Here is a 13,130-nt window from a genome sequence, read left to right on the forward strand (position 1 = left end):
GTTTACCCCTTAATGGCATAGCCGACCCCGCGAATCGTATGGATCAGCTGTTTTTCGTAAGGATAGTCCAGTTTTTTTCTGATGTATCTTATGTAGACGTCTACGACATTTGTATCACCGATATAATCAAATCCCCATACCGCGCTTAGAATTTGCTCCCGTGTCAGCACTTGCTGCGGATGCTTTAGCATGTAGACGAGCAAATCAAATTCCCGCGGCGTTAATTCCACCTCTTTGTCTCCGCGTCTCACTTCACGGGTTTTTTCGTTCACCCGTAAATCGTCATATGTAAGAAAGGTGCCGATTTCTTCCGTTTTTGTTCCATTTTGGCGCAGCGCCGCCCTGATTCTCGCAAGTAATTCCTCGATTTCAAACGGCTTGGTGACATAGTCATTCGCACCGATATCCAGACCTGTTACCTTATCAGGAATGCTGTCTCGCGCCGTTAATAAAATGACCGGTGTCTGTTGATCCGTTTTTCTCAAGCGGCGCAGCACTTCCAGTCCGCTAAGCCCCGGCAGCATGACATCAAGAAGCACCAAGGAATACCCGCCTTCCGCGGCCGCATTCAGGCCTTCTGTTCCATTGTGTTTAATGGTCACGTCGTATCCTTCATATTCCAATTCAAGCTGCAGAACCCTGGCGATTTTTTCTTCATCTTCCACAATTAATATGTGTCCTTTGTCCAAATGTGATCATCCTCTCCTGTCCCTATATGAAAAAAATGATTTCGTTGTTTACAAAATGATTCTTATCATCTATTATGATGTCAAAATAAAAAATTGTATACGGAAAGCACTAGGGGTGCTGTTTTGGCTGAGATAAAACGCGGGAGAATCGCGTTTTGATCCCTTATGACCCGATCTGGATAATACCAGCGTGGGGAAGTGCAGGTTGACCGAATGGTGTATTTTTTTGTGCGCTTAATCGATCTATGACTGCATATTCCCTTAGGATATGCAGTTTTTTATTTTATCCAAAAAACAGGAGGCTTTTAGAAATGGAGCATATGTGCGGTACAAGCAGAATCGCCGGTTTTCGCTTCTCTTTATATCCGATGACGGATGATTTTATCAGTGTGATCAAGTCTGCGCTGAAAAAAACAGATACGTCCAAGGTTTGGACGAAAACCGACCATATCAGCACGGTGTTACGCGGATCGATTGATCATGTATTCGATGCCGCAAAAGCCATTTACCTTTATGCAGCAAACAGCGAGACACACATCGTCATGAGTGGCACGTTTTCCATTGGGTGCCCGGGCGACACTCAGGGAGATACATATCTTTCCAAAGACAATAAGCGTGTCAATGAAGATGCTGTCCGAGGCTTGAACGCGGAAGCGCCGTGCCAATTTGCGCTTTATCCAATGAATGAGCCGGATTATATGGGATTGATTATGAAGGCTGTCGACATCGCAAAAGCCCAAGGTACTTTTGTACAGGGTGTCCATTACGCGAGCGAGCTTGACGGGGATGCCCATGACGTATTCAGAACATTGGAAGCCGTTTTTCGCATGGCTGAGCAGCAAACAAACCACATCACCATGACTGTGAATCTTTCGGCTAACAGCCCATCAAGAAAAAACAGAAAGCAGGGATAACATGAAAAGCTGGAAAGTAAAAGAAATTGTCATCATGTCCGTTATCAGTATCGTATTTGCCGTTGTTTATTTATTATTTACACATTTCGGAAACGTGCTTGCAGGTATGTTTGGGCCAATTGCCTATGAACCGATTTACGGCATTTGGTTTATCGTTTCGGTCATCGCCGCATACATCATTCGAAAACCGGGTGCGGCGCTCGTTTCTGAAATCATTGCCGCTCTCGTTGAGTGCCTGCTGGGAAATCCGTCTGGCCCGATGGTCATCGTCATCGGCATTGTTCAAGGACTCGGGGCTGAAGCTGTATTCCTTGCAACACGCTGGAAAGCATACTCTCTCCCTGTCCTTATGCTGGCCGGAATGGGATCTTCAGTAGCCAGCTTTATCTACGATCTCTTTGTTTCTGGCTATGCAGCCTATTCATCAGGTTATCTGCTCATTATGCTTGTGATCCGTCTCATTTCCGGCGCGCTCTTGGCGGGGCTTCTCGGTAAAGCCGTCAGCGACTCTCTCGCTTATACAGGTGTGTTAAACGGAATGGCACTCGGAAAGGAACTGAAAAAGAAACGGAAGCGGGCGTCAGAACATGCAAGCCTTTGACGAGCTTCTGACAGTTGACCAGCTCAGCTTCTCTTATGAAGAAGACGAAAAACCGGTTTTTCAAAATATTTCGTTTGAGCTTCAAAAAGGAGAATGTGTTTTATTGCTAGGCCCCAGCGGGTGCGGTAAAAGCTCGCTCGCCCTTTGTTTAAACGGTCTATATCCGGAGGCTTGCGACGGCATTCAGTCCGGACATGTCTTTCTATTTCAAAAGCCGGTCACAAACGCTGAAACCACCGAAACGATTGCTCAGCATGCCGGGGTCGTTTTTCAGGATCCTGATCAGCAGTTCTGCATGCTGACGGTGGAGGACGAAATCGCTTTCGGGCTGGAAAATCTGCAGATTCCAAAAGAAGAAATGACAGAGAAAATCAATGCCGTATTAGAAAAATTACGTATTACCCATTTAAAAGAAAAAACGATATCCACCCTTTCAGGAGGACAAAAGCAGAAAGTGGCTCTCGCCTGTATTTTGGCGATGGAGCCTGAGCTTATTATTTTAGATGAGCCGACTTCTCTTTTAGACCCTTTCTCAGCGCGGGAATTCGTTCATCTGATGAAAGATCTTCAGCGGGAAAAAGGTTTCAGCCTCCTCGTCATTGAGCATCAGCTTGATGAATGGGCGCCTTGGATTGAGAGGACGATCGTGCTCGATAGATCAGGCCAAAAAGCGCTGGATGGCCTGACGAAAGATCTATTTCAGCACGAAGCGGAGACACTAAAGAAATTGGGCATCGCAATTCCAAAGGTCTGCCATCTGCAGGAAAAGCTGAGTATGCCGTTTACTTTATCAAAAGAAACGCTGTTCAGAGAGCCCTTTCCTGCCGGGCGTGCCGAAAAGAAGGAAACTCCTTCTGGAAAGCGTGTGCTCGAAGTCCGCAGCCTTTCGTTCGCGAGAGGACAACAAACGATTTTCGAAGACATCAGCTTTTCATTGCGCGAAGGCTCTTTGACGGCGCTTGTCGGCCCGAACGGCACTGGAAAATCGACGCTCTTATCTGTTCTGGCCCGTCTTATGAAACCGCAAAGCGGCAAAATCCTTCTCTATGATCAGCCGCTGCAGCAATATAAAGAAAAAGAATTGCGTAAACGAATGGGATTTGTTTTTCAAAACCCTGAACACCAATTCGTCACCGATACGGTGTATGATGAGCTGCTGTTCGGCCAGAAGGTAAATACTGAAACTGAGAAAAAAGCGCAACACCTGCTGAATCGTTTCGATCTTGCCCATTTGGCTGATCATCATCCGTTTGCGGTCAGCCAAGGGCAAAAACGGCGACTGAGCGTTGCTACCATGCTCATGCATGACGTAAAGGTTTTATTATTAGACGAACCAACCTTTGGACAGGACGCCCGCACGGCGGCTGAATGTATGGAAATGATTCAGCGTATTAAGGCAGAGGGAACCGCTGTCCTCATGATTACACACGATATGGAGCTAGTCTCTTCGTATGCTGACAGCGTGCTTGTGCTTCACAATACAGGCTTGGCCTTTGATGGATCTCCAGCACAGTTGTTTTCTCAAGAAACAGGGCTTGCCCAAAAAGCAAAGCTCACCCTTCCCCTTCTATATGAATGGATGGCATATCAAGAGGGGGTGCGCGATGAAGCAGCCGTTACATCTCATTAATCCAACTGTAAAAGCGGCGGCGGTTTTTTGTTGTGTCGTCATGCTGTCGTTTATTTACAACCCTTACACTCCGGCGTGTTTTTATATCATCATCGTTGCGGGTGTTCTATTGGCGGCCGGAATCCCATTGAAAAAATGGTTGTTGTTTACGATTCCGTTTTTGATTTTAGCATTCGGATGCGTATGGACAGCCGCCGTTTTCGGCAAGGTGCCGACAACACCGGATAATTTTTTGTTTCAAGCAGGCCCTATCTCCATTAACAGCGATAATGTGTCTGTCGGCATCTCATTGGGCTTTCGTATTTTGTGCTTTTCCGCCTTATCCATGATGTTTGTTTTTACGACCGATCCGATTTTATTTATGCTGAGCCTTGTCCAGCAGTGCAGGCTCTCACCAAAGCTCGCGTACGGTGTCATTGCAGGCTTTCGCTTTCTTCCGCTGTTAAAGGATGAGGTCCAGCTGATCCAGCAGGCTCATAAAATCAGAGGAGGTGCGGCGGAGAGCGGCTTCATAAATAAAATCAGCGGGTTAAAACGATATACCATACCGCTATTGGCAAGCGCCATCAGAAAAGCAGAACGGACAGCGCTTGCGATGGAATCGAAAGGTTTTACAGGAAGCAGAAACCGGACATATTACAGGATGCTGTCCGTGAACCGGCGCGACTGGGTGTTCTTTTGCCTCGTTCTCTTATTATTCGCGGGATCTTTTCTCGTATCTTTATGTTTCGCATCATAAAAAATCCGCTATCTGAAATAGCGGATTTTTTTATTGATGATAGTTTAATGCTTGGGCAAGATTGGTTTTAATGGTGATATTTGAAAAATCAATTCCCAGCTGTACAGCGGTTTGCGCAATCTCAGGCCTGATTCCTGACAGGGTTGACCGGACACCGATCAGATTAAGCGCCTCAATCAATTTAAAAATCTGGTGCGCCACCATCGTATCCACTACCACAACACCTGACAGATCGATTAACAGATGCTCCACGCGTCTTTTTGCACAAGCCTGAAGCGTGTTTTCCAGAATAAACTTGGCCCGTTCGGTATCGATGTCACCGACAAGCGGCAGCAGAGCTGTTGATTTGCTAAGGGTAATGACGGGTGAGCTTAATTCCAATATCATTTCTCTCTGGGCGTTTAATTGCTGCTTAGCATTCATTTCAGCGTGATCAACGAATGTATAAATGGTGAAATCAAATACTTTTACAATCAAATCAGCCCATTTTTGCTTCTCCCCCGGTTCAAATGCTGACTCATTTTCTTCTGCGAACTTCTCAAAATACTTCGTATATAATCTCCGGTTTCTCATAAACTCCCGAATGACATACTGAACCGGTGTGTCGAGATGCTTTTGATCATTCGTCAGCTCAATGACCCACTCTTGAAATTCTTCGAGAAATTGTTTTTCCGGTAAAACATACATGTAATTCAGATGCCGGTAAAATTCTCTGTCCTGCTCTTTCAATTCTTCCGTTACTGTTGCATTATGTAAGGCGTAAAGCGAATTCGGATCACTTTCCTCCATCGTTTCTATCCATTCCTCGGCCATTTGCTCCACATGTTCTGAAAAAAACGCATATAATTTTTCATTCAGTTTCATCACACTGCTCCTTTCCCCAACACCATTATAACTTGACTGCCAGCTAAATCCCAGTCATACACGCTGAAGCCATCCAATATTTTGAAAATTACTAATTCTTTGGTGTGTATCCTATTTTTTCAAAATGCTTCAAATGGCTCTGTCCGATCGGTTGTTTTTTTCATATAATATGAGGCAACACCCTTGAATCCACTTGAAAGCATAAAAAAGGAGGGCTTTTTTATGAATGGTGAAATCCGCTTGATCCCGTATGTGACGAATGAGCAGATCATGGATGTAAACGAGCTTCCTGAGGGCATTAAAGTGATTAAGGCGCCAGAAATGTGGGCAAAAGGGGTAAAAGGCAAAAATATTAAAGTTGCTGTATTGGACACGGGCTGCGACACGAGCCACCCTGATTTAAAAAATCAAATCATCGGCGGGAAGAACTTTACGGATGACGATGGTGGCAAGGAAGATGCGATTTCCGACTACAACGGACACGGCACACACGTCGCCGGAACGATCGCAGCTAATGATTCAAACGGAGGCATTGCCGGAGTCGCGCCTGAGGCAAGCCTATTGATTGTGAAGGTTCTTGGCGGCGAGAACGGCAGCGGACAATACGAATGGATCATCAACGGCATTAACTACGCGGTGGAACAGAAAGTCGATATCATCTCAATGTCCCTTGGCGGACCAAGTGATGTGCCGGAGCTGGAAGAAGCCGTGAAAAACGCGGTTAAAAACGGAGTGCTTGTCGTGTGTGCAGCGGGAAATGAGGGTGACGGCGACGAACGCACAGAAGAGCTTTCCTACCCTGCGGCTTATAATGAAGTGATTGCAGTTGGATCTGTTTCTGTAGCGCGAGAATTATCAGAATTTTCTAACGCAAATAAAGAGATTGACCTTGTAGCACCAGGAGAAAACATCTTATCCACTCTTCCCAACAAGAAGTACGGTAAGCTTACTGGCACTTCAATGGCTGCCCCTCATGTCAGCGGTGCGCTTGCTTTAATCAAAAGCTATGAAGAAGAATCATTTCAAAGAAAGCTTTCAGAATCTGAAGTTTTCGCACAGCTAATCCGCAGGACACTTCCTCTTGACATTGCAAAAACGCTGGCAGGCAATGGATTCCTGTATTTAACAGCTCCTGATGAGCTCGCAGAAAAAGCAGAGCAATCACATTTGTTGACCCTATAAAATTATTTTTCTTATATAATATGCTCCAAATCATGTAAATAAAATTTCAAATTCTATGTTGACAATGAATTTGAATTACTGTTAAGATTACCAACAAATGATTCAACTTTTCAAAAAATTAATAACATTTTCTCTTATCGAGAGTTGGGCGAGGGATTGGCCTTTTGACCCCAACAGCAACCGACCGTAATACCATTGTGAAATGGGGCGCACTGCTTTTCGCGCCGAGACTGATGTCTCATAAGGCACGGTGCTAATTCCATCAGATTGAGTCTGAGAGATGAGAGAGGCAGTGTTTTACGTAGAAAAGCCTCTTTCTCTCATGGGAAAGAGGCTTTTTGTTGTGAGAAAACCTCTTAGCAGCCTGTATCCGCGGGTTAACGAGAGTGTTTTACATATAAAGGAGGAGAAACAATGACAACCATCAAAACATCGAATTTAGGATTTCCCAGAATCGGACTAAACCGAGAATGGAAAAAAGCACTTGAAGCGTATTGGAAAGGCAGTACTGATAAAGATACGTTTTTGAAGCAAATTGACGAACTATTTTTATCCGCAGTAAAAACACAAATTGACCAGCAGATTGATGTTGTGCCTGTTTCTGATTTCACACAGTATGATCATGTACTCGACACAGCCGTCAGCTTCAACTGGATTCCGAAACGGTTCAGGCATTTGACTGACGCTACCGATACATACTTCGCTATCGCCCGCGGAATCAAAGACGCTGTATCCAGTGAAATGACAAAATGGTTTAATACAAATTACCATTACATCGTTCCGGAATATGACGAGAGCATTGAATTCCGTCTGACAAGAAATAAACAGCTCGAAGATTATCGCCGTATCAAAGAGGCATACGGTGTTGAAACAAAGCCTGTGATTGTCGGCCCTTATACATTTGTTACGCTTGCTAAAGGCTATGAACCGTCTGAAGCAAAAGCGATCCAAAAACGTCTTGTGCCATTATATGTACAGCTTTTGAAAGAACTTGAAGAAGAAGGCGTAAAATGGGTTCAAATTGATGAGCCGGCGCTCGTTACCGCTTCTAGCGAAGATGTCCGCGGCGCAAAAGAATTATTTGAAAGCATTACAAGTGATCTTTCATCCTTGAATGTGCTTTTGCAGACGTATTTTGATTCTGTCGATGCTTATGAAGAGCTGATCTCTTACCCAGTTCAGGGAATTGGCCTTGATTTCGTTCACGATAAAGGGAGAAACCTGGAACAGCTTAAAACACATGGCTTTCCGACAGACAAAGTGCTGGCAGCCGGCGTTATCGACGGACGCAATATTTGGAAAGCAGATCTTGAAGAGCGTCTCGATGCCGTTCTTGATATTCTCAGCGTTGCAAAAGTTGATGAACTGTGGATTCAGCCTTCAAGCAGCCTGCTGCATGTTCCAGTAGCGAAACACCCCGATGAGCACTTGGAAACAGATCTATTGAACGGATTATCCTACGCAAAAGAAAAGCTGGCCGAGCTGACAGCTTTGAAAGAGGGATTAGTATCAGGAAAAGCGGCGATCAGCGAAGAGATTCAGCAGGCTAAGGCTGATATCCAGGCGCTTAAACAGTTTGCAACAGGCGCCAATTCTGAACAAAAGAAAGAGCTTGAGCAATTAACCGATAAAGACTTCAAGCGTCCTATTCCGTTTGAAGAACGTTTAGCCCTGCAAAATGAATCTCTCGGCCTTCCGCTTTTGCCGACGACAACGATCGGCAGCTTCCCGCAGTCTGCTGAAGTGCGGAGCGCGCGCCAAAAATGGCGGAAAGCTGAGTGGTCCGATGAACAGTATCAAAACTTTATCAATGCGGAAACAAAAAGATGGATTGATATTCAAGAAGAATTGGAGCTTGATGTCCTTGTTCACGGCGAATTTGAACGGACAGACATGGTCGAATACTTCGGTGAAAAGCTGGCCGGTTTCGCCTTCACTAAATACGCCTGGGTTCAATCATACGGATCACGCTGTGTCCGCCCGCCAGTCATTTACGGAGATGTTGAATTTATTGAACCGATGACAGTGAAAGACACAGTCTATGCACAGTCATTGACTTCCAAGCATGTGAAAGGAATGCTGACGGGACCTGTTACAATCTTAAACTGGTCTTTCCCTCGAAACGACATTTCGAGAAAAGAAATCGCCTTCCAAATCGGGCTTGCGCTTCGCAAAGAAGTTAAAGCGCTTGAAGACGCAGGCATCCAAATCATTCAGGTCGATGAACCAGCGCTGCGTGAAGGCCTTCCATTGAAAACCCGCGATTGGGATGAGTATTTGACTTGGGCGGCAGAAGCATTCAGATTAACCACTTCTTCCGTGAAAAACGAGACGCAGATTCATACACATATGTGCTACAGCAACTTCGAAGATATCGTTGATACGATCAATGATCTTGATGCCGATGTGATTACAATCGAACATAGCAGAAGCCACGGAGGATTTTTAGATTACTTAAAAGACCACCCGTATTTGAAAGGGCTTGGCCTTGGTGTATATGACATTCACAGCCCTCGTGTGCCGTCAACTGAAGAAATGTACAACATTATTGTTGAGGCGCTTGCCGTCTGTCCGACTGACCGCTTCTGGGTAAATCCGGACTGCGGATTGAAAACAAGACAGCAGGAAGAAACGGTTGCCGCATTGAAAAACATGGTTGAAGCCGCAAAACAGGCGAGAGCACAGCAGACACAGCTAGTATAATTTTTCAAAAACCATCTGCATTTAGCAGGTGGTTTTTTCTATAATACAGCCACAATCGGTTTCTCATTTTAGCAAATCCCCCAAATACTTTGTTTATTTTGCACTTATTTAAGAATGTTCTTTGCATTCTTTTCGGCTATACTAATAACACTCTATTGACAGGAGGGATTGGGATGAATCATGAAACGTTTTTAAAACGGGCTGTCACTCTCGCATGTGAAGGGGTGAATGCAGGTATCGGCGGGCCTTTTGGAGCTGTTATCGTGAAAGACGGAGCCATTATTGCAGAGGGCCAGAACAACGTCACAACAAACAATGATCCGACTGCCCACGCGGAAGTTACAGCTATTCGGAACGCCTGTAAGGTGTTAGGGGCATACCAGCTTGATGACTGCATTTTGTATACGAGCTGTGAACCATGCCCAATGTGCTTGGGCGCCATCTACTGGGCCCGGCCGAAAGCCGTTTTCTATGCAGCGGAGCATACAGACGCTGCCGAAGCCGGGTTTGATGATTCATTCATTTATGAAGAATTTGATAAACCCGCTGAAGAAAGAACAATTCCCTTTTATCAAGTGACTCTGACAGAGCATTTAGCCCCGTTTCAAGCATGGCGAGATCTTGCCAACAAGAAAGAATATTAAAAGGATCAGGCATGCACGGCCTGATTCTTGTTATTTCGCCAAGTAGCCTGCCCCAAAACAGCAGTCAAATACGCGCAATTCAGCACGGCAGACATCGCACCAGCCGCCCGCTTCACCTGTAACTTTTCAGGCTTCAAACGCTGTGATCGCTTCTCTGACATTTTATCAATCATCTGTGCCCCACCCCTATCCCGTTCCGCATCAATTCATCATGCATAAGTCTGAATCCATTTATAAGACATGTTTCAGACCTCGAGAAAAATCACGCCCACTCTGTTTGCTTCCACACAAAAAACATCCTGAGAGTCTCAGGATGCCGGTTATTATTTTAATTCTAGTTTCACATCAACATTTCCTCTGGTTGCCTTGGAGTAAGGGCAGAATTCATGAGCGGCGTTGACAAGCTCTTGTGCCTTTTCCCGGTCTAAATCTTTCGTGTTCACAACAAGTGTGACACCGATTTTAAAGCCGCCGTCGCTCTCATCCTTCATGAGGCTGACCTGCCCTTCAATCTCCGAATCAATTTCGATATTTTGCTCTTTGGCCACATGTTCGAGCGCGCCGCCGAAGCATGCAGCATACCCTGCCGCAAAGAGCTGTTCCGGATTGGTGCCGGTTTGTCCTTCTTTTTTCGCGTTTGGCATCACAATATCAAAATCAAGAACACCGTCATCTGACTTAATATGTCCTGCCCGTCCGCCTCGCGCGGTTACTTTTGCTGTAAATAATGCCATTTGTATTCAGCCTCCTTATTTATATCTAGTTGTTATATTTCCCTTTCTGATCTTTTTAAACATGCTATGTTTGCCGAGAATAGGAAAAGTGAAGTTTTTCAGATACAATAGAATCGAATGACAAAAAGAGTTGGTGAACAAAATGGAAAATAAATTTGATCATATGAAATTGGAGAATCAGCTTTGTTTTTTGCTATATGCGAGTTCGCGGGAAATGACAAAGCAATACAAGCCGCTGCTTGATAAGCTGAATGTAACATACCCTCAATATTTGGCTTTGCTTTTGTTATGGGAACATGAAACGCTTACTGTCAAAAAAATGGGCGAGCTGCTGTATTTAGATTCAGGGACACTTACTCCAATGCTTAAACGAATGGAACAACAGGGTTTGATTACGAGAAAAAGATCTGAAGAGGATGAGCGATCCGTGTTGGTCAGCCTGACAGAGGACGGAGCGTTATTAAAAGAAAAAGCGGTTGACATTCCAGAGACGATTCTAGGGCTCTCAAAGCTATCTGGAGAGGATCTAAAACAGTTAAAGTCCGCTCTATATACATTGTTGGAAACACTTCATTAAAAAAATTGAGGATGCCCTGTGCGGGGCATCCTCTTTTTATTTATTCAACAACTTCAAGCGTCACTTCAATATTTCCGGAGGTTGCTTTTGAATACGGGCAGACGCCGTGCGCTTTTTTCACAAGCGCCTCCAATTCTGATGCACTGACTCCTTCTCCTTTTACTTGCAGCGTCACACCCAGCTTATAGCCCTGGTCCGCTTCATCCTTTAACAGGCTGACATTCGCTGTAACCTCTGTCTCTACTTTTACCCGTTCTGTTCTTGCGACAAGCTGCAATGCACTGTCAAAGCAAGCTGCATAACCCGCTGCAAAGAGCTGCTCTGGATTTGTCGCTTTTTCTAATTTCTTTGCTCTTGGTGTTCCCGGCATTGCGACATCAAGCTCAAGAACGCGGTCTGATGAAATGACCTTTCCTTCTCTTCCTCCTACCGCTGAAACAGTTGCTGTAAATAATGGCTGACTCATTTTTTTATCCCCCTAATATCTTTTGTACAATTAAATTGTACACAACCTATTTTGTAATGTCAATTTTTTGCCGCATAAAAAAAGCTTATCCCGTAACGAGATAAGCTTCTGTATCAAATATTTCCCCGCTATTCGCGGATTTGCCCAGTTCCTTTAATGATGTATTTAGTAGAAGTCAGTGCAGGAAGCCCCATTGGCCCTCTTGCATGAAGCTTTTGCGTGCTGATGCCAATTTCGGCTCCATAGCCGAATTCAAAGCCATCAGTAAAACGGGTTGACGCGTTATGATAGACAGCGGCAGCATCGACAGCCGTTTGAAAATAAGCCGCGTTTTTGTCATTTTCAGTTAATATCGCTTCAGAATGATTGGTGCCGTATTGTTGGATATGCTTCACAGCTTCTTGGACGTTCTCAACCGTCTTTACGCTGAGGACAGGCGCTAAAAATTCAGTTTCCCAATCTTCTTTTGATGCTTGTTTGCTTGAAGGGTGAAGTTCACATACAAGTTCATCACCGTGAATTTCAACTCCCGCGTTTTCCAGCTGGGCCAGCAATTCTTTCCCGTGCTGTCTTGCCCATGCCTTGTGAATCAGCAATGATTCAATCGCGTTGCATACGGAAGGCCGCTGCGTTTTGGCATTTACGACAACCTTTTCTGCCATTTGCGGTTTAGCCGTTTCGTCGATGAATATATGGCAGTTTCCAGCTCCCGTTTCTAATACAGGAACTGTTGATTCTCTTACAACGAGATCAATCAGTTTCTTGCCTCCGCGCGGAATCAATACGTCTAAGCCATCATTTAACGTAAAGAGCTCTTTTGCTGTCTCTCTGCTCGTATCCTCAATCAGCTGCACAGCGTGAATCGGAAGCGCTGATTGCTCAAGTGCTCTGTGAATGACACTGACAAGCGCTTTGTTGCTGTGGATGGCTGAGGAGCTCCCCCGCAGAACAACCGCGTTCCCTGTCTTCAGGCAAAGGGTAGCCGCATCAACTGTGACGTTTGGCCTCGCCTCATAAATCATTCCTACGACACCAAGCGGCACACGGATTTTTTCAATAAACAGGCCGTTTTCTTTTTCAATCGTTTCAAGAGAGTCGCCGACCGGGTCCGCTAAGTCGATTAAGAGCTCCACCGCGTCCGCGATATCGCGTATACGTTTCTCATCCAGCGTGAGACGGTCAATGATGTCCGGTGTTAAACCATTCTCTTTTCCGTTCTCAATGTCTTTTGCATTCTCCGCCAAGAGAAAATCCAGTTCTTTACGGAGTCCGTTTGCAATGAGACTGAGCGCCTCATCCTTCTCGACTGTTGTTTTCATGATCATTTCGGCTGCTGCTTCTTTCGCCTGCTTCGCTTTTACAGAAACTTCACTCATTTTTCCGCCTC

14 protein-coding genes and 2 riboswitches are annotated in these 13,130 nt (G+C 45.1%); of the genes, 8 read left to right on the forward strand and 6 right to left on the reverse strand.

The genetic code is table 11. The features are described 5' to 3' along the window. Window positions 1–2 precede the first annotated feature (2 nt). On the reverse strand, window positions 3–689 hold the full coding sequence (gene ykoG, locus NZD81_RS08515; protein WP_014663713.1) for a two-component system response regulator YkoG: 687 nt from the start codon (window positions 687–689) through the stop codon (window positions 3–5). 101 nt (window positions 690–790) lie between these two features. Continuing rightward, a riboswitch (TPP riboswitch) is annotated at window positions 791–903 on the forward strand. 97 nt (window positions 904–1,000) lie between these two features. Between ykoG and thiU the strand changes: the two genes are divergently transcribed. From thiU to thiX, 4 genes are read left to right on the forward strand one after another with little or no spacing between them, the layout of a single operon-like run. Next, a complete protein-coding gene (thiU, locus tag NZD81_RS08520; RefSeq protein ID WP_071580592.1) occupies window positions 1,001–1,603 on the forward strand; it encodes an HMP/thiamine ABC transporter substrate-binding protein ThiU in 603 nt (200 codons plus the stop codon). A 1-nt stretch (window position 1,604) separates the two neighbouring features. Next, a complete protein-coding gene (locus tag NZD81_RS08525; protein ID WP_014663711.1) occupies window positions 1,605–2,204 on the forward strand; it encodes an ECF transporter S component in 600 nt (199 codons plus the stop codon). Continuing rightward, the gene (locus NZD81_RS08530) at window positions 2,191–3,834 is read left to right on the forward strand and encodes an ABC transporter ATP-binding protein (protein WP_282374253.1); all 1,644 of its coding nucleotides are present in this window, start codon (window positions 2,191–2,193) and stop codon (window positions 3,832–3,834) included. The genes NZD81_RS08525 and NZD81_RS08530 overlap by 14 nt, the downstream gene beginning before the upstream one ends. Further along, window positions 3,809–4,573 (forward strand): HMP/thiamine ABC transporter permease ThiX, encoded by a 765-nt coding sequence (thiX, locus tag NZD81_RS08535; protein WP_014663709.1) that lies wholly within the window; start codon window positions 3,809–3,811, stop codon window positions 4,571–4,573. The genes NZD81_RS08530 and thiX overlap by 26 nt, the downstream gene beginning before the upstream one ends. Window positions 4,574–4,603: 30 nt before the next feature. Here thiX and rsbRB read toward each other — a convergent pair whose 3' ends face one another. Continuing rightward, a complete protein-coding gene (gene rsbRB / locus NZD81_RS08540; RefSeq protein ID WP_003232560.1) occupies window positions 4,604–5,437 on the reverse strand; it encodes an RsbT co-antagonist RsbRB in 834 nt (277 codons plus the stop codon). A gap of 222 nt (window positions 5,438–5,659) precedes the next feature. Between rsbRB and isp the strand changes: the two genes are divergently transcribed. From isp to guaD, 3 genes are all read left to right on the forward strand, one after another. Further along, window positions 5,660–6,619 (forward strand): serine protease Isp, encoded by a 960-nt coding sequence (gene isp, locus NZD81_RS08545; protein WP_014479598.1) that lies wholly within the window; start codon window positions 5,660–5,662, stop codon window positions 6,617–6,619. A 131-nt stretch (window positions 6,620–6,750) separates the two neighbouring features. Continuing rightward, window positions 6,751–6,906, forward strand: a riboswitch (SAM riboswitch). A gap of 127 nt (window positions 6,907–7,033) precedes the next feature. Continuing rightward, complete coding sequence (gene metE, locus NZD81_RS08550) at window positions 7,034–9,322, forward strand: 5-methyltetrahydropteroyltriglutamate--homocysteine S-methyltransferase (RefSeq protein ID WP_282374252.1); 2,289 nt, start codon at window positions 7,034–7,036, stop codon at window positions 9,320–9,322. 173 nt (window positions 9,323–9,495) lie between these two features. Further along, complete coding sequence (gene guaD, locus NZD81_RS08555; protein ID WP_103748855.1) at window positions 9,496–9,966, forward strand: guanine deaminase; 471 nt, start codon at window positions 9,496–9,498, stop codon at window positions 9,964–9,966. 5 nt (window positions 9,967–9,971) lie between these two features. Here the strand turns inward: guaD and NZD81_RS08560 are convergent, their stop codons facing one another. Next, on the reverse strand, window positions 9,972–10,139 hold the full coding sequence (locus tag NZD81_RS08560) for a hypothetical protein (RefSeq protein WP_282374251.1): 168 nt from the start codon (window positions 10,137–10,139) through the stop codon (window positions 9,972–9,974). A gap of 150 nt (window positions 10,140–10,289) precedes the next feature. Beyond that, complete coding sequence (gene ohrB / locus NZD81_RS08565; protein WP_014663700.1) at window positions 10,290–10,700, reverse strand: organic hydroperoxide resistance protein OhrB; 411 nt, start codon at window positions 10,698–10,700, stop codon at window positions 10,290–10,292. 142 nt (window positions 10,701–10,842) lie between these two features. On the opposite strand from ohrB, the gene ohrR reads away from it, so the two are divergent. Further along, the gene (gene ohrR / locus NZD81_RS08570) at window positions 10,843–11,277 is read left to right on the forward strand and encodes an organic hydroperoxide resistance transcriptional regulator OhrR (protein ID WP_014663699.1); all 435 of its coding nucleotides are present in this window, start codon (window positions 10,843–10,845) and stop codon (window positions 11,275–11,277) included. Between the two features lie 40 nt (window positions 11,278–11,317). On the opposite strand, the gene NZD81_RS08575 is transcribed toward ohrR, so the two are convergent. Next, window positions 11,318–11,743 carry an organic hydroperoxide resistance protein gene (locus tag NZD81_RS08575; RefSeq protein WP_014663698.1) on the reverse strand — a complete coding sequence of 142 codons (426 nt, stop codon included), beginning with the start codon at window positions 11,741–11,743 and terminating at the stop codon, window positions 11,318–11,320. Window positions 11,744–11,871: 128 nt separating this feature from the next. Further along, window positions 11,872–13,119 (reverse strand): glutamate-5-semialdehyde dehydrogenase, encoded by a 1,248-nt coding sequence (gene proA / locus NZD81_RS08580; protein ID WP_282374250.1) that lies wholly within the window; start codon window positions 13,117–13,119, stop codon window positions 11,872–11,874. Between the last annotated feature and the right edge of the window lie 11 nt (window positions 13,120–13,130).

The sequence above is a fragment of the Bacillus sp. B.PNR1 genome (assembly GCF_030386235.1).
Taxonomy (GTDB): Bacteria; Bacillota; Bacilli; order Bacillales; family Bacillaceae; genus Bacillus; species Bacillus stercoris.

Bases quoted from the DNA above. Each gene is read 5' to 3' on its own strand.
- thiU (WP_071580592.1), top strand. From the start codon at position 1,001: ATGGAGCATATGTGCGGTACAAGCAGAATCGCCGGTTTTCGCTTCTCT.
- NZD81_RS08525 (WP_014663711.1), top strand. From the start codon at position 1,605: ATGAAAAGCTGGAAAGTAAAAGAAATTGTCATCATGTCCGTTATCAGT.
- NZD81_RS08530 (WP_282374253.1), top strand. From the start codon at position 2,191: ATGCAAGCCTTTGACGAGCTTCTGACAGTTGACCAGCTCAGCTTCTCT.
- thiX (WP_014663709.1), top strand. From the start codon at position 3,809: ATGAAGCAGCCGTTACATCTCATTAATCCAACTGTAAAAGCGGCGGCG.
- rsbRB (WP_003232560.1), bottom strand. From the start codon at position 5,437: ATGAAACTGAATGAAAAATTATATGCGTTTTTTTCAGAACATGTGGAG.
- isp (WP_014479598.1), top strand. From the start codon at position 5,660: ATGAATGGTGAAATCCGCTTGATCCCGTATGTGACGAATGAGCAGATC.
- metE (WP_282374252.1), top strand. From the start codon at position 7,034: ATGACAACCATCAAAACATCGAATTTAGGATTTCCCAGAATCGGACTA.
- guaD (WP_103748855.1), top strand. From the start codon at position 9,496: ATGAATCATGAAACGTTTTTAAAACGGGCTGTCACTCTCGCATGTGAA.
- NZD81_RS08560 (WP_282374251.1), bottom strand. From the start codon at position 10,139: ATGATTGATAAAATGTCAGAGAAGCGATCACAGCGTTTGAAGCCTGAA.
- ohrB (WP_014663700.1), bottom strand. From the start codon at position 10,700: ATGGCATTATTTACAGCAAAAGTAACCGCGCGAGGCGGACGGGCAGGA.
- ohrR (WP_014663699.1), top strand. From the start codon at position 10,843: ATGGAAAATAAATTTGATCATATGAAATTGGAGAATCAGCTTTGTTTT.
- NZD81_RS08575 (WP_014663698.1), bottom strand. From the start codon at position 11,743: ATGAGTCAGCCATTATTTACAGCAACTGTTTCAGCGGTAGGAGGAAGA.
- proA (WP_282374250.1), bottom strand. From the start codon at position 13,119: ATGAGTGAAGTTTCTGTAAAAGCGAAGCAGGCGAAAGAAGCAGCAGCC.